At 64.9% G+C, this 24076-nt stretch carries 15 protein-coding genes; 3 read left to right on the forward strand and 12 right to left on the reverse strand.

The annotated features are described in order from the left end of the window. Positions 1-173: 173 nt before the first annotated feature. Together AB7F41_RS01840 and AB7F41_RS01845 are read right to left on the reverse strand one after the other, a co-directional pair. Positions 174-1418 (reverse strand): L,D-transpeptidase family protein, encoded by a 1245-nt coding sequence (locus AB7F41_RS01840; protein ID WP_428384477.1) that lies wholly within the window; start codon positions 1416-1418, stop codon positions 174-176. Between the two features lie 155 nt (positions 1419-1573). Continuing rightward, positions 1574-2539, reverse strand: a complete 966-nt coding sequence (locus AB7F41_RS01845; RefSeq protein ID WP_428384479.1) for an acetyl-CoA carboxylase carboxyltransferase subunit alpha — start codon at positions 2537-2539, stop codon at positions 1574-1576. A 174-nt stretch (positions 2540-2713) separates the two neighbouring features. Here AB7F41_RS01845 and AB7F41_RS01850 point away from each other — a divergent pair, with 174 nt between their 5' ends. Further along, complete coding sequence (locus tag AB7F41_RS01850; RefSeq protein ID WP_428384481.1) at positions 2714-3595, forward strand: alpha/beta fold hydrolase; 882 nt, start codon at positions 2714-2716, stop codon at positions 3593-3595. Positions 3596-3611: 16 nt separating this feature from the next. Here the strand turns inward: AB7F41_RS01850 and AB7F41_RS01855 are convergent, their stop codons facing one another. The 3 genes from AB7F41_RS01855 to AB7F41_RS01865 are packed head-to-tail and all read right to left on the reverse strand — an operon-like array spanning position 3612 to position 9316. After that, positions 3612-4955, reverse strand: a complete 1344-nt coding sequence (locus AB7F41_RS01855; protein WP_428384483.1) for a TolC family protein — start codon at positions 4953-4955, stop codon at positions 3612-3614. Continuing rightward, the gene (locus AB7F41_RS01860) at positions 4952-8098 is read right to left on the reverse strand and encodes an efflux RND transporter permease subunit (protein ID WP_428384485.1); all 3147 of its coding nucleotides are present in this window, start codon (positions 8096-8098) and stop codon (positions 4952-4954) included. The genes AB7F41_RS01855 and AB7F41_RS01860 overlap by 4 nt, the downstream gene beginning before the upstream one ends. Before the next feature lie 9 nt (positions 8099-8107). Further along, positions 8108-9316 (reverse strand): efflux RND transporter periplasmic adaptor subunit, encoded by a 1209-nt coding sequence (locus AB7F41_RS01865; RefSeq protein WP_428384487.1) that lies wholly within the window; start codon positions 9314-9316, stop codon positions 8108-8110. A 299-nt stretch (positions 9317-9615) separates the two neighbouring features. On the opposite strand from AB7F41_RS01865, the gene pepN reads away from it, so the two are divergent. Next, on the forward strand, positions 9616-12252 hold the full coding sequence (gene pepN, locus AB7F41_RS01870) for an aminopeptidase N (RefSeq protein ID WP_428384489.1): 2637 nt from the start codon (positions 9616-9618) through the stop codon (positions 12250-12252). A 125-nt stretch (positions 12253-12377) separates the two neighbouring features. After that, a complete protein-coding gene (locus AB7F41_RS01875) occupies positions 12378-14816 on the forward strand; it encodes a PAS domain-containing sensor histidine kinase (RefSeq protein ID WP_428384491.1) in 2439 nt (812 codons plus the stop codon). Here the strand turns inward: AB7F41_RS01875 and AB7F41_RS01880 are convergent. The 7 genes from AB7F41_RS01880 to gshB all read right to left on the reverse strand — a co-directional run bounded on the left by AB7F41_RS01880 (position 14708) and on the right by gshB (position 24076). Next, positions 14708-16120, reverse strand: a complete 1413-nt coding sequence (locus AB7F41_RS01880) for a sensor histidine kinase (RefSeq protein ID WP_428384492.1) — start codon at positions 16118-16120, stop codon at positions 14708-14710. The genes AB7F41_RS01875 and AB7F41_RS01880 overlap by 109 nt on opposite strands. Next, the gene (locus AB7F41_RS01885) at positions 16104-16787 is read right to left on the reverse strand and encodes a response regulator transcription factor (protein WP_428384494.1); all 684 of its coding nucleotides are present in this window, start codon (positions 16785-16787) and stop codon (positions 16104-16106) included. Before AB7F41_RS01885 ends, AB7F41_RS01880 begins: the two co-directional genes overlap by 17 nt. Positions 16788-16978: 191 nt before the next feature. Continuing rightward, on the reverse strand, positions 16979-18493 hold the full coding sequence (locus AB7F41_RS01890; RefSeq protein ID WP_428384496.1) for a Do family serine endopeptidase: 1515 nt from the start codon (positions 18491-18493) through the stop codon (positions 16979-16981). Between the two features lie 126 nt (positions 18494-18619). Then, on the reverse strand, positions 18620-19621 hold the full coding sequence (gene corA, locus AB7F41_RS01895) for a magnesium/cobalt transporter CorA (RefSeq protein ID WP_428406423.1): 1002 nt from the start codon (positions 19619-19621) through the stop codon (positions 18620-18622). A 15-nt stretch (positions 19622-19636) separates the two neighbouring features. After that, complete coding sequence (gene grpE / locus AB7F41_RS01900) at positions 19637-20233, reverse strand: nucleotide exchange factor GrpE (protein ID WP_428384500.1); 597 nt, start codon at positions 20231-20233, stop codon at positions 19637-19639. 55 nt (positions 20234-20288) lie between these two features. Further along, the gene (locus AB7F41_RS01905) at positions 20289-23102 is read right to left on the reverse strand and encodes a [protein-PII] uridylyltransferase (RefSeq protein WP_428384502.1); all 2814 of its coding nucleotides are present in this window, start codon (positions 23100-23102) and stop codon (positions 20289-20291) included. After that, positions 23099-24076: a glutathione synthase gene (gene gshB / locus AB7F41_RS01910; RefSeq protein ID WP_428406424.1), complete on the reverse strand. Its 978-nt coding sequence runs from the start codon at positions 24074-24076 to the stop codon at positions 23099-23101. The genes AB7F41_RS01905 and gshB overlap by 4 nt, the downstream gene beginning before the upstream one ends.

Below are 24076 nucleotides of genomic sequence, written 5' to 3' on the forward strand. Positions count from 1 at the left end.
CGCTGCGTCGCACTGTTATATTGCTGCGGCGCACAAGAGTCAAGATGAATTTTGGCGAATGGCGAAGCCCCAGTTTTTTCATTGGGGCGTTGGGACCGGCGAAGAAAAGAAAGCCGCGCCAGGGCGCGGCTTTAAGTTTGCTCGAAGGATTGAGAATTCCAGTAAAACCGAGGCTAACGAGCGGCGGATCTCCTGACGCCAACCGACGCGGGCGGCCTCGGAATATCTCCGCCCCATGCGTCCTTGTGGGAACGCGACGATTTCTTGACGGCGTTCGTGGAATGCGGGTCGGTCGCTGCAAGCGCCGACATGTCGCGGCGATCGCTGCGCATCGGCGCCATTGCGACGACGCGCGCGGTCTGCCGGCCCTCGTCTGCGGCTTTCGCCGCGGCGACAGTCACGACGGGCGATTTGGCGGCAAGCTGCGAGGCCGTGGCGCCGCTCCCGCGGTTCGCTTTGTCGTCGAGCGCGATCTCGGTCGGCGGCACCAGCGTTTCCGGCCGGCTGACCTCAGACACGCGGGCCGTGAAGGCCGGGTGTTGACCGCCGTCCTGATAGACGAGACGCACCGGCCGCACGCCGCTTTGGGAGAGTTGCGCGATCCTGGCCTGATCCTGCGCGCTCTTCTGGGCGACCGCCTGGGCGACCTCCGGATCCTGCCTGAGCGGCGGGCAGGCGGCGTTGGGATCGAGACTCGCAGCGCCCTCGGCGTTGAACACGTAGCGCCGATTGCAGAACGCGACCTGCGGCTCCTGCAGGGTCACTTCGAAATGATCCGAGCCTTCCTTGAGTTGCCTCCAGAAGTCGATGTTGGGATCGAGCCGGTGCTTGGCGAGATTCTCCGCCGTCATCTTGAAGGGGAAGGACTGCATCTGAATCGCGCGCTGACCGCCCGCGAGCGACGAGCGGGCGATGGCGTAGATCTCGGCGATCTGCTTGTCGGTCATGGAGAAGCAGCCGGCGGACGAGCAGGCGCCATGCACCATGATGTCGCCGCCGGTGTGGCCGAGCGCGCGATCGAGCGCGTTCGGATAGCCGACGTTGAACGACAGATAATAATTCGAGTTCGGATTCATCTGCGCCGGACCGATGGCGTAGAAGCCCTCGGGCACCTGCCGGTCGCCCTGGCGACGCTTGGGTCCGAGCTGGCCCGACCAGCGGCACATCGGAAACGTCTTAAGATGGACGTAACGGCCATCCGACCGCATCTTCCAGATTTCGAGCTCCGCTTCCTTCTTGTAGGCGCGGATCAGCATCGGCGCTTCCCTGCTCGTGCCGACTTGCTCCATCAGGGCGACGGTCTCGGACGGGATCGGCGCGAGCGAACGATGCGCGAGACCGCTCTGCTCGCAGGCCGAAAGCGCGAAGGCCGCCATGACGGCAAGCCCCAGAGCCGGCGCGATGCCTCGAGTCCCCATGGTGTTCCCTCTGACGGCGGAGCCGCCTCGCGAAGGTCTCAGAAGCGAGCCCGCCGAGGCTGATCACGAAAAACGAACAATGGGACGAGAACGTGTCCGAATCAGCAAGAATCGCGCGTCTACGGGCTTTTAGCGGCAATCTTTTGGAATTTGCGTTAACGCTTCTCTTCGAGTTTCCGGCCCATGCCCAAGAACTTTTCGGCGCGGGCCTGTTTCAGCTGCTCGCGCGAGAAATTCGCGAGCTCCGCGAGCTCCTTGGCGAGCGCCTCGCCCACGGCGCCAATGGCCGCCTCCGGATCGCGGTGGGCGCCGCCCGGCGGCTCGGTCACGATCAGGTCGATGATGCCGAACTTCAAGAGATCCTGCGCGGTGATCTTCATGCTGGTCGCCGCCTCCTGCGCCTTGGCGGAGTCGCGCCACAGGATCGAGGCCGAGGCTTCGGGCGACGCCACGGTGTAGACGGAATGCTCGAGCATCAGCACTTTGTTGGCGGCGGCGATGGCGATCGCCCCTCCGGACCCGCCCTCCCCCACAACGACGGCGACATTGGGCACGCCGAGCGAGAGCGACACGTCGGTCGAGCGGGCGATCGCCTCCGCCTGTCCGCGCTCTTCGGCGTCGATGCCCGGAAAAGCGCCCGCCGTATCGACGAGCGAAACGACCGGCAGGCCGAAGCGGTCGGCGAGCTCCATCAGCCGGACCGCCTTGCGATAGCCTTCCGGCCGGGCCATGCCGAAATTGTGGTGCAGGCGGCTCGCCGTGTCCGAGCCCTTCTCCTGACCGATGATGCAGATCGGCTCGCCCCGGAAGCGTCCGAACCCGCCGACGATCGCGAAATCCTCGCCAAACAGCCTGTCTCCCGCAAGCGGCGTGAACTCGTCGACGAGCTGCCGCACGTAATCCGAAAAATGCGGCCGCTGCGGATGCCGCGCCACCTGAATTTTCTGCCAGGGCGTCAGCCCGGCGTAGAGGTCGGACAGCGCCTTGGCGGCCTTGGCCTGGAGCTTGCTGAGCTCCTCGCCAATCGAAACGGCCTCGCCGTTCTCAGCCAGCGCGCGCAATTCGTCGACCTTGGTTTCGAGTTCTGCGACCGGCTTTTCGAAGTCCAGATAGGAGCGCATTGAGACGGCGATTTTCCTTTAGGCGAGGCGGGCCTCGCGGGCGCGCGCAAACTCGCCGCAACCGGCGTTGAAGTCAAGGAATCGGACGCGCCGGCGGCGCATTTGCGGAACGGGCGTCATGGCGTAAATGTCACTGTCGAGAAACGGGTTTCATTCTGCAGGATCGATCGCTCCATGACGTCTGCGCCAGAGCCGATTTGTCGCTATGTCCGCGCGGCCGACGGTCTGCGCCTGCACTCCCTCGACTATGCCGCGCCGGCCGCGGACCGCGAGGGCCTGCCGCCGGTCGTCTGCCTGCCCGGACTGGCGCGCTCAGCCGACGATTTCGACCGTCTCGCCAAGGCGCTGCAGGCCGACGGACGGCGGGTTCTGGCGCTGGACTATCGTGGGCGCGGCCGATCCGACTGGGACGAGGACTGGCGCCGCTATGATTTCGACGTCGAGCAGGACGATATCGAGCGCCAGCTCGCCGACGCAGGGATCGGCCAGGCGATGTTCGTCGGCACGTCGCGCGGCGGTCTTCACACCATGCGCATCGCGGCGCGGCGGCCCGGCGTCGTGCTGGCCGCCGTGCTCAACGACATCGGTCCGAAGATCGAGCACGCCGGCCTGCTCCGCATCAAGCGCTATGTCGGCAGGCTGCCGCCGATCCCTTCCATGCGCGAAGCGATCGCCTTGATGCGGCTGACCGCCGGCGCCGACTTTGCCGGCGTCTCGCCGCAGGAGTGGGAGGACTATGCGCGGCTCACGTTCGTCGAGAAAGACGGCAAGGTTCTGCTGCGCTACGATCCTGAACTGTCGCATACGCTTGACGGCGTCGCGCCCGATGTCGCGCCGGCGGAATATTGGGACGACTTCGAGGCGTTGTCGAAGGTTCCGATTCTGGCGATCCGCGGCGCGAATTCGGACATTCTCTCGCCCGAGGTTTTCGACGAGATGGCGCGTCGCGCGCCGCGCCTGGAACAGGTCGTCGTCGACGGCCAGGGCCACGCGCCGCTGCTGCTCGATCCGCCGACGATCGCGCGCATCGCCGATTTCGTGCGCAGGTCTGCCTAATCGCGCCGCGCCTGCGTCAGGGCGCGTTGCCGTACGCCTGATTGAGCCGGGAGATCGCGACGCCGACATTGACCTGGGCGTTCGCTTCGACGCGCTGCGCTTCGAGCTGAATCTGGCGCACGCGATAGAGGTCCAAGGCGCCGAGTTCGCCGAGCTTGAAGGCTTTGCGGGCCAGTTCGAACTGATCATTCGCCACAACGAGTCGGCTGTTTGCGAGTTTGGCCGCGCGCTGCGTGGCCGCGAGCATTTCGCGCGCCGCTTTGATCTCCGCGAGGACGACGCGCTTCGCGCGCTCATATTCGGCGGTGGCGCGATCCATTTCGGCGAGCGCCGCGGCGCGCCGCGGCTCGTTGCGTCCCGGCGTCGGCAGCGGAATCCTGATGCGCACGCCGATCGTCGTCGAATCGGTGCGCTGATCCGAAATCTGCTGCGAAGGGTCCGTCGAATATTGTCGATTATGTTCCTGCCGGCCGAAGATGCCGATCTCCGGGCTGTCGATCGGCGTCGCGTCGACCAGTTCGGCCTGCGCCTGCGCCCGCACGAGCGCGGCGTAAGGCGCGCGCAGCGACGGATGATCTTCGACGTTTTTCAGGGCCGGACGCACGGACTCGAGCCGGCCGTCCGGCGGCGCGCCGCCGGTCAGGGCCATATAGTTGACGCGCGCGACCTTGACCGCACCCTCGGATTGCGCGAGCTCCGTCTCCGCGGCGAGCGTCTCGTTTTCCGCAAGCAGCGCGTCAGACTGCGAAGCGTCGCCGAGCTCGACCCGGCGCGTCATGTCCGCGCCGATGTCGCGCGCAGTGGCGACGCGATTGCGCGCAACCGCAACTTCGCGCGCCGCGCGCTGCGCGTTCCACCACGCGTCGCGCAATGCGCCGGCCACGCCCAATCGGCGAAGCGCCAGACGCTCCTCGACCTCGGCGAGGCCCGTCGTGACCGTCGCCGCATAGGCGTCCCGCTGTCCGGGCAGCCACAGGGGCATGCCCGCTTCGAGCTCGGTTTCGTTGAAATTGCGCAGATTGCCGCCGGTGTTGTTGCGCTGCAGGGCGGAGAAATACGGCGACCCGGGCGTGATCGAATCAGCGGTCACATAACGCGCCGACGTCGCCCGATATTGCGCCTCGAGCGAGCGCATCTGCGCATCGATCAAGACGGCCATCTCGAGGTGCTTCGGCAACACCCCGCCGCGCTGCTGCTTGGCCGTGGCCGAACGCTTCCGGGCTTTCTTCGGCGACGGCTTGACCGACGCCGAGATCTGCATCTCCGTCTGCTCGCTCTGCTCCTCCGCAAAGACGACCGCGTCAAAGGGCGAAGCGAACGCAAACAGGGAAAATGCCGTGAAGACCGCGCCCATCCTCATGCGCGAGCATCCTCGCGCTGAGGCATTGGCGCGGGCCGGCGCATCGCGCGTCGGCTGAACTTCTGGCGAATGATCATGCCGAGATTGGCCGTGCGATCGTAAAGGATCGGCAGCAGGATGAGCGTCAGCACCGTGGCCGAGATCAATCCTCCGATGACGACCACGGCGAGCGGACGCTGGATCTCCGCGCCAGGCCCGTGGGCGAAAAGGAACGGGATCAGGCCGAAGGCTGCGATCGTCGCGGTGAGCAGAACGGGCCGCATGCGCCGACGCGCGCCTTCGAGCACCGCTTCGCGCGTGGTGCGCGTGCCTTCCGCGACGAGCTTGTTGATGTAGGAGATGAGCACGACGCCGTTGAGAACCGCAATTCCGATGAGCGCAATAAATCCAACGGATGACGGAACCGACATGAACTCCCCTGAAAGCCACAGGCCCAGGATGCCGCCGATGGCCGCGAAGGGCACGTTACAAAACACCAGCGTCGCCTGCAGCGCCGAGTTGAACGTCAGATAGAGCAACAGAAAAATCAGCGCCATGGCGATCGGCACGACGATCGCGAGTCGCGCCGAAGCGCGCTGCTGGTTCTCGAACTGGCCACCCCACTGGTAGCGATAGCCCGGCGGCGTCTTGACGTTCTTGGCGACAGCTTTCTTCGCTTCGTCAACGAAACCGACGAGATCGCGTCCGGTCACATTGGCGAGCACGGTTGCGAAACGGCGGCCTTCCTCTCGAATGATCTGGATCGGTCCATCCTCCACGCGCACGTCGGCGAGTTGCGACAATTCGACGACCTTCCCTTCCGAAGACACCATCGGCAGCCGCGCAAAATCCACGGACGAACGGCGAGACGTCTCCGAGCCGCGTATCACAAGCGGCGTGCGGATCGGACCTTCGAGCACGATGCCGACCGGTTGACCATCGACCCAGACGCGCAGCGCGTCCTGAATCTCGCCGGCGTTGAGGCCGAAGCGCCCGGCCGCGAGACGGTCGACGCGCGCCGTCAGATAGCGCATGCCGTCATTTTGCAACCCGAAAACGTCGCGCGAGCCCTTGATCTTGCGCAGAGTCGCCGCGACTTCGCGGGTGAGGCGATTGAGCTCCTTGATGTCGTCTCCAAAGATTTTGACGACGACGTCGCCGCGCGCGCCGATGATCATCTCCTGAACGCGCATGTCGATCGGCTGCGAAAAGGCGTAGGAAATGCCGGGCATGCCATCAAGCACCGCGCGGATCTCGCCCATCAGCCAGTCGATGTCCTTGCCTCGCCATTCGCTTTGCGGCGCGAGCGTGAGGAAATTGTCGGTGTCATTGAGACCGACCGGATCAATGCCGAGTTCGTCGGCGCCGGCGCGCGCCATCATTCCCTTGACCTCCGGCACGCGCTCCATGATCGCGCGCTGAATGCGCATATCGGTCTCCGCCGCCATATTGACGCTGATCGTCGGATGTTTGCGCACGGTGATGACAGGCGTGCCTTCGTTCATGACCGGCATGAAGGTCTGGCCGATCCGCGTGTAGGCGGCGAAGGCGATGACGAGGCCCAGCACGGCGGCGCCGGCGACGATGATCGGCCTGTTGAGCGAGCGCTTGAGCAGAGGCTCATAAACCGCCGCGATCTTGCGCACGAGCCAAGGCTCGTCGGAATGTCCCGGCTTCAGCAGCGTGGCGCTGAGCGCCGGAACGATGGTGAGCGACAGCAGAAGCGCCGATCCGAGCGCGAAGGCGATGGTCAGCGCCACCGGCGCAAAGAGACGCCCCTCCAATCCTTCAAGCGAGAGCAGCGGCAGAAACACGGTGACGATGATCACGACGCCGGACGTCAGCGGGACGGCGACTTCGCGCGTCGCCTCGAGCGTCATGAAAATGCGATCGGAAAGACTGACGTCATGCGCATGCGCCATGCGATGCTCGACGTTTTCGACGACGACGACCGCGCAGTCGACCAAGAGTCCGATCGCGATCGCGAGGCCGCCAAGCGACATGATGTTGGCCGAGAGGCCCCACCAGCGCATGATCCCGAATGTCGAGAGCGCCGCAAGCGGCAGAATGACCGACACGACGACCGCCGCGCGAAGATCGCCAAGAAACAGCGCGAGCAAAATGACGACGAGAACGATCGCCTCGATCAGCACTTTCTGAACTGTCCAGACGGCTTTGCCGATCAGTTCGCTGCGGTCGTAGAAGATTTCGATTTTGGCGCCATTCGGCAGCATCGGCTCGATCTCGGCAAGCCGCTCCTTCACGCCATTGACGACCATTCGGGCGTCGGCGCCGCGCAGACCCAGAACGAGGCCCCACACCGCCTCGCCCTCGCCATTGCGCACGACGACGCCGTTGCGCGGCAACGCGCCGTTGCGCACCTCGGCGACGTCGCCGACGCGCACGATTCCCGTATTCCGCGCGGCGATGACGACCGAGCGTATCTCGTCGAGCGATTTCAGGCGTCCCTCGGCGCGCACCAGCAAAGCTTCCTCGCCGTCGCGCACGCGCCCCGCGCCGTCATTCTTATTGTTGTTAGAAAGCGCCGACTGAAGCATTTCCACTGTGACGCCGCGCGACGCCATGGCCGACGGCGACGGCGCGACTTCAAAAGTGCGCACGAAACCGCCAAGCACGTTGAGGTCGGCGACCCCAGGAAGGCCGCGAATGGCGGGACGGATCGTCCAATCGAGCAGCGTGCGCTGCTCGGTGGGCGTGAGATCGCCGCCGACGATTGTGAACATCAGCATCTCGCCAAGCGGCGTCACGATTGGCGCGAGACCGCCGGAGACGCCGTCCGGCAACTGATTCTGTGCTTGCGCTAGACGCTCATTGACTTGCGCTCGCGCCCAGTAGATGTCGGTTCCCTCCGAAAACTCGAAGGTGATCAGCGTCACCGAATACCGCGTCGTCGATCGCATCCGAACGAGATTGGGAATGCCCTTCGCCGCGAGTTCGATCGGCACGGTGACGCGCGACTCCAATTCTTCGGGCGTGAGGCCCGGCGCGCGCATCGCGACCAGCACCTGAACCGGCGCAACGTCCGGGAACGCGTCGATCGGCAGCTTGAAATAGCTGATCGCGCCCCATGCGGCGAGGCCAAGCGCGCCGAGAAACACGAGCAGCCGCTGCTGAAGCGCGACACGGATCAGCCGTTCAAGCATTGCTTGTCGTTACCTTTCAGCTTCGGCGAGTTCCGCCAGCAGGGTCAGCAGGCCGCGCGTCGCGACGCGGTCGCTTTTCTTGAGCGCGCCCAGCACCGAGGCGTATTGCGGCGTTTCGGAAAGCAGCGTCACAGGCGTTGCGACGAATCCTTCCGGCGTGCGCACGAAAACCCAATTGTGGTTCTTGAAGTTCACGAGAGCGTCGGCGGAGACGCGCCACTGGGTGACGCCGCCCCCCGAAATGCGCATGATCGCCTGCACCGCCTGGCCCGGACGCAGCACACTGCGTCCGGGCCGGAACTCGGCCACGGCCGTCACGGACTGCGTGGCGGCGTCGACGGTGCGGCCGATGCGAATGAGCTTGCCGTCGACGCCCGCCGAAGGCAGATGCACGCGATCGACATTGTCGAGGGAGGCCGCGCGTCCGAGCGGCACCTGCAGATTGACCCAAATGGGATCGAGCCGCGCAATCGTGATGAGAGGCGCCGACGCCTGCACGCGCTCGCCGGTCGTTCCGTGCCGCTGCAGCACCGTTCCTGCAATCGGCGCGCGCACGACGAGAGAGCTTGCGAGCTTGCGTTCGCGCTGAAGCGCGTCGATCTCCTCATCCGTCATGCCGGCGAGCGACAGGATCTGGCGTCGTTCATCGAGCGCGGAATGCGCCTGAATCGCTTCGGCGCGGGTGACGATCAGCCGCCGCTCGGCGATGATGTGCTCCTTGAACAATTGCTCGTCGCGCCGCAGCTTCTCCGCCGCAAGATTCGCGTCGGAGACGGCGTGCAGGAAGGCGCGCTGCGCCTCGACGAGTTCCGATGACTTCAAGGTCGCGATCGGCGCGCCACGCGCCACGTCCTGGTCGATGGCGACCAGCAAGGTCTCGACGAGACCCGCGGCGGGGGCCGCGACAATGCGCAACTGCTGCGGCGGCACCGCGACGACGCCCGGCACCACGAGTTCGCCCATGCCCGATTCCTGCTCGACAGGCTGAGTCTCGACTCCGGCGACACGCATCTGATCTTCATTGATCTTCACGACGATCGGCTGCAAATTTTGCGTCTGGGGAGGCTTTGGCGTCTCGAGAGGCTTCGGCGCTGGCGTCTCGGGAGGCTTCGGCGGCTCGGGCGGCGCGCCTTGCGCAGTTGTGACGCCGAGAATGAGAAGGCCGAACGTGATCGGGCCAAGGAAAGGAGCCAGCGCCCGCCGCATGTGAGTGATCATGAACCTTCGCTTTACAGGCCGGCGCCTGCTTCCGCCGTCGAGGCCAGCGGGATCGTTCCAGGGGCGAAGCGGCGCGCGTCGACAACGCGCGCACGGCGGCGGGCCATTTTCGTTCCGACGCCAAGACATCGCTGATTTTGCCCGGACGCGGCTGCAGGCTCAAGGCATTTCGGCCTCTCCGCGGAGATTTTCCAGAAAAAACAAACGAGGCATCGCTCTATTCGGCGCCTCCGCCATCGCAAACGAGGACTCTCGTTCTATAATCACGGCAGAAACGTGGCCCTAGCCCCGAGGACAGAATGCGTCATCCTTCGACCGCCGCCATCCGGCTCGCCGACTACCGTCCTGCCGACTTCGCGATTGATTCGGTCGAACTCGACGTCAAACTGCATCCAACGAAGACGCGCGTCGCCGCGCGTCTGGCGCTGCGCCGTAATCCGGCTGGCGATCCCCAGGCGCCGCTCGCGCTCGACGGCGACGATCTGACGCTGCTGGGCGTCAAGCTCAACGGCGCAACGCTTGCCCCGAACGACTATGAGGCTACGCCGGAGCAGCTGACGCTCGCCAAAGTTCCCGACGCGCCATTCACGCTCGAGATCGTCACCGAACTCAATCCGAGCGGCAACACCCAGCTTTCGGGCCTCTATCGGTCCGGCTCGGCCTATTGCACGCAATGCGAAGCGGAAGGCTTTCGCCGCATCACCTATTTTCTCGACCGGCCCGACGTGTTGAGCGTCTATACGACGCGCATTGAGGCCGAAAAGGCCGACGCGCCGATCCTGCTGTCGAATGGCAATCCCGTCGAAAGCGGCGATGTGTCCGGGACCGATCGCCACTATGCCATATGGCGCGATCCTTTCCCGAAGCCGTCCTATTTGTTCGCGCTTGTCGGCGGCGATCTGGGCGTCGTGCGCGACACATTTGCGACCATGACCGGACGCGCCGTCGATCTCGCCATTTACGTCGAACATGGCAAGGAAGCGCGCGCCGGCTACGCAATGGACGCGCTGAAGCGCTCGATGCGTTGGGACGAAGAGAAATTCGGCCGCGAATATGATCTCGACGTGTTCAACATCGTCGCCGTGTCGGATTTCAACATGGGCGCGATGGAGAACAAGGGCCTCAACATCTTCAACGACAAATATGTGCTCGCCTCTCCGGAGACCGCGACCGACGGCGATTACGCCGGCATCGAAGGAGTCATCGCGCATGAATATTTTCATAATTGGACAGGCAATCGCATCACCTGCCGCGACTGGTTCCAGCTTTGCCTGAAGGAAGGGCTGACGGTTTTCCGCGACCAGGAATTTTCGGCCGACATGCGCTCGCGCGCCGTGGAAAGAATCGGCGACGTTCGCGGCCTGCGTCTCGCGCAATTCCCTGAGGATGCGGGTCCGCTCGCGCACCCCGTGCGTCCGGAGGCCTATCACGAGATCAACAATTTCTACACGCCGACCGTTTACGAGAAAGGCGCCGAAATCATCCGCATGCTGAGGACGCTGATCGGCGATGAGAATTTCCGCCGCGGCATGGATCTCTATTTCGACCGCTTCGACGGCACGGCGGCGACGGTCGAGGATTTTCTCTCCTGCTTCGCCGCGGCGTCCGGCCGCGATCTCACGCATTTCGCACTTTGGTACAGTCAGGCGGGGACGCCGGTCGTTACGACGTCTGGCGACTTTGACCCGCGCACCAAGACCTTCACGTTGAAGCTGCGTCAGGAGACCGCGCCGACGCCAGGTCAAAGCGAAAAGAAGCCGGTCGTCATCCCCATCGTCCTCGCGCTGTTCGGCGAGAACGGACAGAAGCTCGATCTCGTCAGCGAGGACGCGACGCCCGATGAACGCGCGCGCGGCCTGATCGAACTCGAATCCGCGGAGCGCGTCGTCCGCTTCCGCGAGATTTCTTCGCGTCCGGCGGTCTCGCTGCTGCGCGGCTTTTCCGCGCCTGTGCGCCTCGAGCCTGCGCCGGCGAGCGAAGATCTCGAGCGATTGCTCGCGCATGACGACGATCCGTTCAATCGTTGGCAGGCGTCCCAGAGCCTCGCCTTGCGCGCCATCTTCGGACGACTCGAAACCGGCGCGCTCGATGCGCGCGGGCTCAGCGAGGCGTTGCGGCTGCTGCTCGCCCGGGCCGAGGACGATCCGGCGTTTGTCGCGCAAGCGCTCTCGCTGCCTTCGGACATCGATCTGGCGCGCGAGAAGGGCGCCGACGTCGATCCGGACGTGCTGTTTGGCGCGCGCATGGCGCTGCGCGCCGCCATCGGCGCGACGCTCAGCGCGGAGCTCGAGTCCGTCTATGGCCGCTTCTCCAACGCCGGCCCCTACACGCCGGACGCGGCCAGCGCGGGCGGACGCGCGCTGCGCAATGTGGCGCTCGATCTGCTGGCCGGCGGCGACCCTGACAAAGGGCGCGCGCTCGCCATGGCGCAGTTTGAGGCCGCGGGAAACATGACCGACAAACTCGCCGCGCTGGCGACGCTGGCGCTTCTTGGCGGCCATGCGCGCGAAGAAGCCTTCGCCCGCTTCTATGCGCAATACGCCGGCGACGCGCTCGTCATCGACAAATGGTTCTCGCTGCAGGCGATGATTCCGGAGGCGGCGACGACGCAGCGCGTGTTGACTCTGATGACCCATCCGGACTTCTCGCTCACCAATCCCAATCGCGTGCGCGCATTGATCGGCGCCTTCGCGAACGGAAATCTCACGCGCTTCCATGCGCTCGACGGTTCGGGTTATGATCTGCTGACCAGCGTGGTTCTCGAAGTCGATCCGAAGAACCCCCAGGTGTCGGCCCGCCTGCTCTCGGCGCTGCGCTCCTGGCGAACGATGGAGTCGCGGCGCCGCGATCTCATCGAGGCCAGGCTCAAACATATCGTTGCGCAGGAAAATCTCTCGGCCGATCTGCGCGATATCGCGACGCGGGCGCTCGGCTGACACACCCAAAAAAAGTTTTCGTTAACGTCGCGTTAAGGTCTGGACAATCGCGCTTCGAGAGATTCGAATGAAGGTGATTCGGGCGTCAAGCCGCGTTCGCATCATCATCATCTCGGAGGCTATCGATGGCGCGCGCTCCCGCTGCCCGCGTGAAGACTCACGCCCATACGGTGTGGGGAGCGTATCGGTTCGATGAGGACGGCGCAAAGCGGCTGAAGGATTTCGCCTGGCTGCGCCCCCTGGCCTTCGCCGCCAGCGTGGTCTGCCTCGCCTCTCTCGCCGCCTTCGTCATCTCGCTCGCCAGCGCCATGCAGGATCGGCTGGTCGAGCAGGCCGTCGACGATCTCGAACTTTTTGTGCGCGCCGTGTCGCTCGATCTGCGCGACAAGATCAAGACCGGCGCCCAACAGCCGCTTGGCGCGCCGATCGATCAACTCCTGCCGCAGGCGGCGCTCGCCCGCGGACGGCGCGTGCTGGTCACCGACGAGCACGGGCGCGTCGCCGCCGCCTTTCCGCCGATCCCGTCCAAGGACCTTACGCTGTCGCAAGCGATCGGCGCCGAACAGGCGCTCGTCGATTTCGCCGACAACGCCGGCGTGTTGAGAGTCACGCTGCCGGAAGGCGTTCCTGCGCTGGTGAGCGTCAGAAAGCTGCCCACGCCTTTCGGCCAGGTCGCGATGATCTATCCCGTCGACAATGTGCTCGGCGAATGGCGCGACATCGCCTCCCGCTACGCGCTGCTGTTCGCCTCGACGACGCTGCTGCTGCTCATTATCGTTTTCGCCTATTTCCGACAGACCCGGCGCCGACAGGAGGTCGAACGCGCCAACACGCTGATCCGCCGTCGGCTCGAAACCGCGCTTTCGCGCGGCCGCTGCGGCCTTTGGGAATGGGACATCGCCAGCGGCCGGATCTATTGGTCGGACTCGATGTATGAAATCCTCGGACTGCCCCCCGAGCGGCGCTCGCTTTCCTTTGCGGAATTGCGCGGCCTGACGCATCCCGACGACGGCGGCCTGCAGACGATCCCCGAAATGGTCGCGCGCTCACGGACGAATAGCGTCGATCACGAATTTAGGCTGAAGAGCGCCAAAGGCGAATGGATCTGGCTGCGCGCGCGCGCGCAGATCGTCGAAGAAGGCCACGACGCCGGCAAGCATCTCGTCGGCATCGCCGTCGACGTTTCCGAGCAACGCGCGCTCGCCGAATACACGAAGATGGCCAATCTCCGCCTGCGCGACGCCATCGAGACCATCTCCGAGGCTTTCGTGCTGTGGGACGCGAGAAACCGCCTCGTCACCTGCAATTCGAAATTTCTCGATCTGCATGGCCTGAGGCCTGACGCGGCGACCGTCGGCGCGAGCTATCGCCAGATCATGAGCCGCGCGACCGCGCCGCTCATCCGCACCGAGATCGCTTCGCCCGACGCGCCGTCGCCCGACGCGCGCACCTATGAGGCGCAGCTGATCGACGGCCGCTGGCTCCAGATCAATGAGCGCCGCACCAAGGACGGCGGCTATGTGTCGGTTGGCGCGGACATCACCGCGCTCAAGCGCAATGAAGAGAAGCTGCGCGAATCCGAGCGCCGCCTGACGGCGAGCGTCGCCGATCTCACGCGGTCCCGACAGACGCTTGAAATGCAGGCCCAGCAACTGGCCACTCTCGCCGAGCAGTATCATCACCAGAAGGCGGAAGCGGAAGCCGCCTATATCGCGAAATCGGAATTCCTCGCCAATATGAGTCACGAGCTGCGCACGCCGCTCAACGCCATCATCGGTTTTTCGGAAATGATGGAGGCGGAGCCGTTCGGCGCGCTCGGTTCGCCCAAATATCTCGAATATTGCGACGGCATACGGCAGGGCGGCAATTATCTCAACGAAGTGCTGTCGGACATTCTCGACATGTCGCGTCTCGAAGCGGGCCTGGTCCGCCTTGCGGAACGCGAAATCAATGTCGCCGAAGCGGTGCGCAAAGCGATCAACGCCTGGCGCAGCCGCGCCGAAGCCAAGAATATCGAGCTTGTCGTCGACGCCCGCGAGAATCTGCGCTGCGTCGGCGACGAGGCGGCGATCGTCAAGACGCTCGGCGTCTTTCTCTCCAACGCGCTGAAGTTCAGCGAGACGAGACGCGTGGTGCGGGTGCGCGCCTGTTCGCACGGCGGCGCGATCGACGTATATGTCGAAGACTCAGGACGCGGCATTGACCCGCGCGCAATCCCCAAGCTCGGCAAGCCTTTCGAACAATCCGCGGATGTGATGGAAAACGGTATGCGGGGATCGGGGCTCGGCCTCGCCATCGCGCGGGCGCTCATCGAGCTTCACGGCGGCGCGCTTCGCTTCCGTTCACGTCTTGGAAAAGGCACGGTCGTGATGATGCGGCTTCCGGCCGCCTCGGCGACGGTGACGCCCCTGAAGACGCGCGCCGCCAAGTCGCCCGGCGCGCCGAAGGCGCCGCCTCACGCGCGCTCCAGCCGGGCGCTCGGACCGACGGTCATCCGCATCGCCGGCAGCGACAGCACGACGCGCAATCCCGGCGCATTGTCTTCGATCCGCAACGCGCCGTGATGCATCCGCGCAACCGCCGCCGCCAGCGACAGGCCGAGTCCTGAGCCGGGCCGCGAACGGGAATTCTCCAGCCGCACGAAACGCCCGACGACGCGCTCGCGATCGGCTGGCGTAATGCCGGGGCCACGGTCGGAGACGACGATCTCCACGCGATCGCCGACGCGCTGCGCCGTGATGGCGATGCATGGATCATCGCCGGTCGCGCCATATTTCAGCGCATTGTCGACGAGGTTGACGAGCGCCTGGCCGAGCAGTTCGCGGCTGCCCTTGATTGCGAGGCCGTCCTGCGCCGTCGCCTCGAGACGCACGCCCTGCTCTTCCGCGACCGGCTCATACATTTCGGCGATGTCGCGCACGACGGCGTCGGCGTCAAAGCCGGCCATATTGTCGCTCGAATATCCGGCCTCGGCGCGCGCGATCATCAGCAGCGCGTTGAACACTCTGATCAGATTGTCGGACTCCTCGATCACGGCGGCGAGCGCTTCGCGATGTTCGCCGTTGCTCGAGCCGCCCCGCAACGCCGCTTCCGCGCGATTGCGCAGCCGGGTCAACGGCGTTTTGAGATCATGCGCAATATTGTCGGAGACTTCGCGCAGGCCGGCCATCAACTCGCTGATGCGCTCGAGCATGGCGTTGAAATTTTCCGCCAGTCGGTCGAGTTCGTCGCCGGCGCCCGAGACAGCGAGTCGCTCATGCATGTCGCCCGCCATGATGCGGCGCGCCGACGCCGACATCACGTCGACGCGCTCGAGCATGCGATGGGAGACAAACAGACCGCCCAGCGCGCCGACGAGCACGAGCCAGAACAGCGACACGCCGAGCGCGCGGCGCAAGATGCCGCGGAGCACCTCATGGTCTTCGATGTCGTGGCCGATGAGCAGGCGGAAGCCGCCGGGAAGAAGAAACAGCCGCAGCAACGCCGGATGCTTCACGCCGGGTTCGCCGCGCCGCTCATAGGTCGTCTCGACGAGCTGCGTGTCGCCGGAAGGGGTGAAATTCGGCGGCTCGATGTTGCCGACGATGATGTCGCCGGAGTGACTCGTGAGCAGATAGAGAGAGCCGCCCGGCGCGCGCACCCGGCGCTCCAGGGCGCTGGCGAGCTGGCGCAGTCCGCCTTGCGAATATTGTTCTGAGAGCGCGCGAATCTCGGCGTCGACCGTCTGTTCGATCTGCTCGTCGAGCACTTCCTTGACGCGGGCGCCGACGCGCGCGAGCACAAGTCCCGCGCCGATCGAAAACAGCACGAGATAGGCGATCGACAGTTTGAACGCCGTCGTTCGGAAAAGCTTACCGAGCGCCGTCACGGATCATATACCCGGCCCCGCGGATCGTATGCAGAAGCGGGTTCTCGCGGCCCTTGTCGATCTTGGAGCGTAAGCGCGAAATATGCACGTCGATGACGTTGGTCTGCGGATCGAAATGATAGTCCCAGACATTTTCGAGCAGCATGGTGCGGGTCACCACCTGGCCCGCATGTTTCATCAGATATTCCAACAGCCGAAACTCGCGCGGCTGGAGCACGACTTCCTGGCCGCCGATCGTCACCTTATGCGACAGGCGATCGAGCTCCAGATCGCCGACGCGATACTGGGTTTCCTCGCCCTTGGGGCCGACGCGCCGGCGCGCCAGCGCCTCGACGCGCGCAAGCAGCTCCGAGAAGGAATAGGGCTTCGGGAGATAGTCGTCGCCGCCGGCGCGCAGACCCTTGACGCGGTCGTCGACCTGGCCGAGGGCCGAAAGAATCAGCGCCGGCGTCTGGACGCCCTGCTCGCGCAATCCCGAAATCAGCGACAGACCGTCCATCTTGGGCAGCATCCTGTCGACGATCAAAATGTCGTAGTCGCCTTCGCTGGCCCGCCCATAGCCGGCGAGTCCGTCCGCGGCCTGTTCGGCGACATGGCCCTGCTCGCGAAAGGCCTTGACCAGATATTCGCTCGCTTCGGCGTCGTCTTCAATGATGAGAATGCGCATGTTTCATTATAGCCGAGTTTGCAAAAAAACGGCAGGCTGGCGCATAGCGCGCCAGCCTGCCCGCGATCGGGAGCCAGGAGGGGACTGGCTCTGTCCGACGCTCTTCATTGCGGAGACCGACTGCGGGCGGGTGCAGTGTTGTTCGGTCTCAACGCAAGAAGTTCCTTAAACAGGTTTGCCCTGAAACGGGCTCAGCCCTTGGCGCCCTTGACCGGCACGGCGATGAATTTCGCGCCGTCCGCAGACTTCACCCGCAGCAACACCGACCGACGGCCTTCATTGCTCGCCGCCTTGAAGGCGGAGGCGAATTGTCCCCAGGAGTCGACCGGCTGGCCGCCAACCTCGACGATCACGTCGCCCTTGCGCAGGCCCTTCTGAGCGGCGACGCCCGAAGGATCGAGATCGGTGACGAAGAGGCCTTCCCGGCCCGCGCCGCGGACCTCGGCCGCCGGAGCGACTTCGAGGCCGAGGCCGGACAGTTCAGGACCGTGGTCGGAGAAGCCGCCGTCATCGGCGCGCGCTTCGCGTTCGTCGGGAAGCGTGCCGAGTTTGAGCTTTACGGTCTTTTCGGCCCCCGAGCGCAGATAGGTGATGTCCACGGTCTTGCCGGGGCCGAGAGCGGCGATCCGGCGCGCCAGATCGCGCGACGTCTCGATCTTCTCGCCATTCACCGCGACGATCACGTCGCCGGACTTGAGGCCCGCCTCTTCCGCCGGAGCGCCCTTCTGCGGCTGCGCGATCAGCGCGCCCTTGTTGGACTTCAACCCCATGCTGTCGGCGATTTCCGGCGTGACGTTCTGAATCTTGACGCCGATCCAGCCGCGCGACACAGAGCCCTTTTCCTTGAGCGCCGCGACGACGTCCTTGGCCACTTCGGTCGGAATGGCGAAGCCGATGCCGATCGAACCGCCCGACGGCGAATAGATCGCCGTATTCACGCCAATCACATTGCCATGCGAGTCGAAGGCCGGACCGCCCGAGTTGCCGCGGTTGACCGGCGCGTCGATCTGCAGGAAGTCGTCGTAAGGGCCTGCGCCGATGTCGCGGCCGCGCGCCGAAACGATGCCTGCGGTGACGGAGCCGCCAAGGCCGAACGGATTGCCGACGGCGATCACCCAATCGCCGACACGCGGCGTCGCGGAGCCCCATTCGACATAAGGCAGCTTCTGTCCGTCGCTGATTTTCAGCAACGCCAGATCGGTGCGCTTGTCGGTGCCGATCACCTTGGCCGGCAACGTCCGGCCGTCGTCGAGCGCGACCTCAACTTCGTTGGCGTGTTCGACCACGTGATTGTTGGTCACGACATAGCCGTCCGGGGTGATGATGAATCCGGAGCCCTGCGACATCGTCGTATGTTTCTGCGGACGCCCCTGGTCTTCGCCGAAGCGCTTGAAGAAGCGATACATCGGATCGTCGGGCGACATGTCCGGCATCTCGAAGATGCCGCCGCCCTGCGAGTCGTCGACCGCCTTGACTTTGATCGCGACGACGGCGGGTTTGACGCGTTCGACGACGTCGGCGAAGGACGCGGGTCCCGCCGTCGTGGCCGATCCCCAAAGCGGGGACTCGGCGTAAGCCGGCGTTACTGGCGCGGGACCGATCGCCGCGCCCAGCGCAAACGCGGCCGCAGCGCCCAACAGCGCCAGACGGGAGGCCCGGCGGGGCGCTTGCACGGCGCGGTCGCGAGGATTGATTGCGATAGGCATTTTTCGAAAATCTCCATCTCTGGGCGACGCCACGCGGAGGAGGAGCGCGACGTCGCTGCGAAATGAAAGATGGAGATGTCCGCTTTGCCGTCCAATGGCGGCGGGATGAAACTTTCGTAAGGCATCCTAAAGCCAGCCGGCGCGGCGCAACCGATAGTAGAGATAGGCGCAAATCGCCGCCGTCATGGTCAAAACGACGTAATAGCCATATTCCCAGTCGAGTTCGGGCATGTATTTGAAATTCATGCCGTAGATGCCGGCGATCGCGGTCGGCACCGCGAGAATGGCCGCCCAGGCCGCGAGCCGGCGCGAAATGTCGGTCTGCTGCATCTGCGCGTTCATCAGGCTCGATTCGAACGCGAACGCCAGCGTCTCGCGCATCGTGTCGATACGCTCCTGGACCCGGCGCAGATGGTCGCGCACGTCACGAAAATGCGGCCGCATCTCCCGATCGATGGCGACGACGTCGCTGCGCTCCAGCCGACGGCACACGTCCGAAAGCGGCGTCACGGCGTTGCGCAGATGCAGAAGGTCGCGCCGAAGACTGTAAAGCTGCTCGATCTCCAACTTGCCCATCGTCGTCGAGAGGACGTGATCTTCGATATCCTCGACCTGATCGTTGATCGCGTCGAGCACCGGAAAGTAATTGTCGACGATGAAATCGAGGATGGCGTAGATGATGAAGTCTTCGCCCTCCGAAAGACGCTCCGCGCGCTGCTCGCAGCGTTCGCGCACATGGGCGTAAGAGCTCGACGCGCCGTGGCGCACGCTCACGACAAAGCCGACGCCGAGAAACAGATGGGTCTCGCCGAAGGCGATGCGCCCCTCGACCATCTGCGCGGTGCGCGCGACGATGAAGACGCTGTCTTCATATTCCTCGAGCTTGGGGAACTGATGTCCCTTCAACGCGTCTTCGATCGCCAGCTGATGCAACGAGAACTGGCGTCCGACGCGCTCCAGCAGCGCCTGCGACGGCTCGTGGAGACCGATCCAGACGACGCAGCCTTCGCGCTTGGCCCAGTCGCCCGCCGCGTCGATCTCGATATCGGCGATCTTTCGGCCGTCGCGATAGACGGCCGCCGCGACGACCCCGGCTTCTTCAGGCTTCGCCGGCGCCCGCTCGTCCATGCGCGCCCCGCCCCGTCAGGCCGGCTTCGATCCGCCCCGCGTAACGCCGACCTTCGCCGGCCGCAAGACGCGCTCGCCGATCATGTAGCCCTGCTCGACGACCTGGGCCACCGTGCCCGCCGGCCGCATCTCGTCGGGAATCTCGAACAGCGCTTCGTGCAGATTGGGATCGAAACGCGCGCCCTGCGCGTCGATCTTCTTGACGCCGAAGCGCGCCAGCCGGGCGAGAAAATCGCGCTCCATCACCTCGACGCCCTCGACGAGCGCAGCGACCGCCGGATCGGCGCGCGATCCCTCGGGCACGTTCTCCAGGGCGCGCTGCAGATTGTCGGCGAAGGACAAGGTCTCGCGCGCGAAATTGGCGACGCCATAGGCTTTCGCGTCGGCGACCTCGCGCTCGGCGCGACGGCGCACATTCTCGACTTCGGCGAGCGCGCGCAGCAGCTTGTCCTTCAGCCCTGCGTTTTCGGCATAGAGATTTTCCAGCTCCGTGAACGGCTCCGGCTGCGCAATGTCGGATTCCGCCGACGGCTGCGACAGGGACGAAGGCTCGGCGCCCGCCGGAGCCTCGTTCGCATCAGCCTTTTTATCCGCGTTGGTTGGATCGTTCATGCTGTCACCATCGTCATTCGTAAAGGTCTCGATATCTGCCCGCGAACCGCCAAAATCAAGTCGTCGCCGCCCCGGACGCCGTTCTCGAGCCGCGCGCCCCCTGGCCGCCGAACACGTCCAGGAGCTGACGCTTGATCGCCGCATGCCGCTGCGGAGAGGCGATCTTCGCGCCGGTCAGATCGGTGACGTAGAAGGCGTCGACGGCGCGTTCGCCAAATGTCACGATATGCGCCGAGGCGATGTTGAGGTTGAGCCTGGAGATCGCATTGGTGAGTTCGAACAGCAGCCCTTCGCGGTCGAGTCCGGAGACCTCGATCACCGTATAGACGTTGGAGAGGCTGTTATCGACGACGACCTCGGGCGCGACCGAGAAGGCGTCGGTCGGCTGGATCGATTTCGCGCGCGCCTTCAGTTCGTCCGACACGACGATCTCGCCGCGCAGCGCCCGCACGATGAGATCGGCGATGCGCCGCGCGCGACGCATTTCGTCCTCGTCAAAATCGAAGGCGCGCGAAAAGAAGATCGTGTCGAGCGCCAGACCGTCGGCCGTCGTGAAGATATGCGCGTCGACGATATTGGCGCCTCCGGCCGCGCAGCCGCCGGCGATGATCGAGAGCAGGCGCGGATTGTCCGGCGCAACGACCGTCAGCTCGATTGCGCCGCGCGTCGTGTCGAGATCGACCGCGGTCGCGAGCGGCGCCGAGGCGCCGTTCATCTGTCGCAGCAACGCCGCGTGGCGGACCTTGCGCGCAATGTCGACCTTGAGCCAGTAGGCCGGATAATGGCGCTTGGCGTAGGCGTCGAATTCCTCGTCGCTCCACTCCGGCAGCGCCGCGCGCAGTTCCGCCTTCGCCGCCGCGACGCGACTCTTGCGGTCGACCGCCGAATGGCCGCCGCCGAGCACGACCTCGGTCTCCCAATAGAGCACGCGCAGCAGCTGCGCCTTCCAGGCGTCGAACACGCCGGGCCCCACCGCATTGATGTCGCAGACGGTGAGCACGAACAGCATTTTCAACCGCTCCATCGTCTGGACGATGGCGGCGAAATTCTCGATCGTGACGCGGTCGGAGAGGTCGCGGCTCTGCGCGAAGCTCGACATGGTGAGATGATGTTCGACCAGCCAGGCGACCGACTCCGTCTCGCCGGGCGTGAAGCCGAGGCGCGGACACAGGCTGCGCGCCACCGCCATGCCGGCGCGCGAGTGGTCCTCCTTCCGGCCCTTGGCGATGTCGTGGAGGAACAGGCCGAGATAGAGAACCTTGCGGTTGACGATCGTCGGCAGGATTTCGTCGACGAGCTGCTGATGCTCCGGCATGCGCCCGGCTTCGAGGTCGGACAGCCCGCCGACGGCGCGCAGCAGATGCTCGTCGACGGTATAGTGATGATACATGTTGAACTGCATCATCGCGACGACCTTGCCGAAATCCGGAATGAAGCGTCCGAGCACGCCGGTCTCGTTCATCCGGCGCAGCGTGATTTCCGTCATGTTGCGCGAGAGCAGGATTTCGAGGAACAGCCGATTGGCCTCTTTGTTCGCGCGCAAATTAGCGTCGATCAGCCGCAGCGAGAGAGTCACCGCGCGCAGAGCGTCCGGGTGCAGCGGCAGGCCGTGATGATCGGCCATCCAGAACAGCCGGATGATGTTGACCGGATCGCGCTTGAACACATCGGCGTCGACGATGCTGATGCGATCGTGGTCGACGATGAAATCGCCTTGCGGGGCGCGGCTGCGCCGGCGGCGAAACGGCTGCAGGAAGCGCTCGAAAATCGCGCGCGGCTTGGCCTGCTTCTCTTCGAGCGCCGCGCAGACGATGGCGGTAAGATCGCCGACCTCTTTGGCGACAAGAAAATAATGCTTCATGAAGCGCTCGACCGGCGACAGTCCGCTGCGGTCATGATAGCCGAGACGCTTCGCGATCGTCGGCTGCACGTCGAAGGCGAGCCGTTCCTCCGCGCGCCCCGTCGCGAAATGCAGATGACAGCGCACGCGCCACAGAAACTCCTCGCAGCGCTCGAACAGGCTGAGTTCCGCCGCGGTGAACAGTCCGGCGGCGACGAGTTCCTTGGCCTCGCGCACGCGGTAGACATATTTTGCGATCCAGAACAGCGTATTCAGGTCGCGCAGGCCGCCTTTGCCTTCCTTCACATTGGGTTCGACGAGATAACGCGAAGCGCCGGCGCGCAATACGCGCGCGTCGCGCTCGGCGAGCTTGGCGGAGACAAATTCGCGCGTGTCCGACCGCGCGACCTCGCGATCGAAGCTGTCGCGGAATTCGTTGAAGAGCTCGGAATTGCCGAGGATGAAACGCGCTTCGAGCAGCGTCGTCCGGATCGTCATGTCGGCGCGCGCCTGACGCATGCACTCGGCGACCGAGCGCGTCGCATGGCCGACCTTCTGACGCAGATCCCAGAGAATATACAGGATCGCTTCGATGACGCTTTCGCCCCAGGGCGTCTGCTTGTAGGGCACGAGAAACAGAAGATCGATGTCGGAGCCGGGCGCGAGCGCGCCGCGCCCATAGCCGCCCACCGCGACGATGGCGAGCCGTTCGGCGAAGGTCGGGTTGTCGACCACGTAAACATAGCGGACGACATAGTCGTAGATCGCGCCGATCAGCTCGTCTTCGAGACCCGACAGCAATCGCGCGCAGGCCAGTCCGGAGCCGCGCGCCTCGAGTCGCGCGCGGGCGATCTCGCGTCCTTCCGCCAAAGCGGCGCGGAACAATTCGACGATCGCCGCGCGCCGCGCATGGCCGCGCTCCTTCTTGCAGATCGCCGCAATCGGGGGCGCAAGCGCCTCGCGCAGCCCGCGGAACTGCTTGTCAGGATCGAGGCCGGCGAAAACGCTCATCGGCGCGACGTCGTTCATTGCGTATATTCCGGCGATCGGCCCGACGCCCGCAGCGCGCCCAGACGTCTCTCGATGGCGTCGAACAGCGGCGGCGCGAGATCCGGGCCGCCGACGCGCCTCAACGCGCGCAGCCCGGTTGGCGACGTTACATTGATCTCGGTGAGCCAGCCGTCAATCACGTCGATGCCGACGAACACCAGTCCGCGGCGCTTCAGCTCCGGCCCCAGTCGGGCGCAGATCGCCCGCTCCCGCCCGTCGAGTTCGGACGCCGCAGGCGCCCCGCCGCGCACCAGATTGGACCGGATGTCGTCATCGGCGGGAATGCGGTTCAGCGCCCCCATCGCCTCGCCGTCAATGAGCAGGATGCGCTTGTCGCCCTTCACGATCTCCGGCAGAAAACGCTGCACGACCCACGGTTCGCGGAACGTCGTCGCAAACATGTCGAACAGCGAACCAAAATTCGCGTCGCGCGGCGCCACCCTGAACACCGCGGCGCCGCCATGGCCGTAGAGCGGCTTCATGACGATATCGCCATGTCTGGCGCGAAAGCGCTCGATCGCCGCACGGTCGCGCGTGATCAGCGTCGGCGGCATCAGATCGGCGAATTCCATCACGAAGATTTTTTCAGGCGCGTTGCGCACATGCGCGGGGTCGTTGACGACGAGAGTCTTCGGCGCAAGCCGCTCCAGAAAATGCGTGGAGGTGATATAGGCGAGATCGAACGGCGGGTCCTGACGCAGCAGCACGACGTCCATGGCGTGAAGATCCAGGTCAGTCGCCTCGCCGAGCGCGTAATAGCGGGACGGATCGTCGAAGACGTCGATGCGATGGGCGCGCGCGGTCAGGCTTTCGCCTTCGAGCGACAGCTGATCCGGCGTGTAGAACCACAGGCGATGCCCTCTGCGTTTTGCTTCGAGCATCAGCGCAAAGGTTGAATCGCCTGCAAAATTAATGCGTTCCAACGGGTCCATCTGGACCGCTATCTCGAGCAT

It is taken from the genome of Methylocystis sp., assembly GCF_050251305.1.
Classification (GTDB): domain Bacteria; phylum Pseudomonadota; class Alphaproteobacteria; order Rhizobiales; family Beijerinckiaceae; genus Methylocystis.

Excerpts from the sequence above, each read along its gene's own strand:
- gshB (WP_428406424.1), bottom strand. The coding sequence starts at position 24,076 with ATGCTCGAGATAGCGGTCCAGATGGACCCGTTGGAACGCATTAATTTT.
- AB7F41_RS01885 (WP_428384494.1), bottom strand. The coding sequence starts at position 16,787 with ATGCGCATTCTCATCATTGAAGACGACGCCGAAGCGAGCGAATATCTG.
- AB7F41_RS01860 (WP_428384485.1), bottom strand. The coding sequence starts at position 8,098 with ATGCTTGAACGGCTGATCCGTGTCGCGCTTCAGCAGCGGCTGCTCGTG.
- AB7F41_RS01840 (WP_428384477.1), bottom strand. The coding sequence starts at position 1,418 with ATGGGGACTCGAGGCATCGCGCCGGCTCTGGGGCTTGCCGTCATGGCG.
- grpE (WP_428384500.1), bottom strand. The coding sequence starts at position 20,233 with ATGAACGATCCAACCAACGCGGATAAAAAGGCTGATGCGAACGAGGCT.
- corA (WP_428406423.1), bottom strand. The coding sequence starts at position 19,621 with ATGGACGAGCGGGCGCCGGCGAAGCCTGAAGAAGCCGGGGTCGTCGCG.
- AB7F41_RS01875 (WP_428384491.1), top strand. The coding sequence starts at position 12,378 with ATGGCGCGCGCTCCCGCTGCCCGCGTGAAGACTCACGCCCATACGGTG.
- AB7F41_RS01845 (WP_428384479.1), bottom strand. The coding sequence starts at position 2,539 with ATGCGCTCCTATCTGGACTTCGAAAAGCCGGTCGCAGAACTCGAAACC.
- AB7F41_RS01850 (WP_428384481.1), top strand. The coding sequence starts at position 2,714 with ATGACGTCTGCGCCAGAGCCGATTTGTCGCTATGTCCGCGCGGCCGAC.
- pepN (WP_428384489.1), top strand. The coding sequence starts at position 9,616 with ATGCGTCATCCTTCGACCGCCGCCATCCGGCTCGCCGACTACCGTCCT.
- AB7F41_RS01905 (WP_428384502.1), bottom strand. The coding sequence starts at position 23,102 with ATGAACGACGTCGCGCCGATGAGCGTTTTCGCCGGCCTCGATCCTGAC.
- AB7F41_RS01855 (WP_428384483.1), bottom strand. The coding sequence starts at position 4,955 with ATGAGGATGGGCGCGGTCTTCACGGCATTTTCCCTGTTTGCGTTCGCT.
- AB7F41_RS01890 (WP_428384496.1), bottom strand. The coding sequence starts at position 18,493 with ATGCCTATCGCAATCAATCCTCGCGACCGCGCCGTGCAAGCGCCCCGC.
- AB7F41_RS01865 (WP_428384487.1), bottom strand. The coding sequence starts at position 9,316 with ATGATCACTCACATGCGGCGGGCGCTGGCTCCTTTCCTTGGCCCGATC.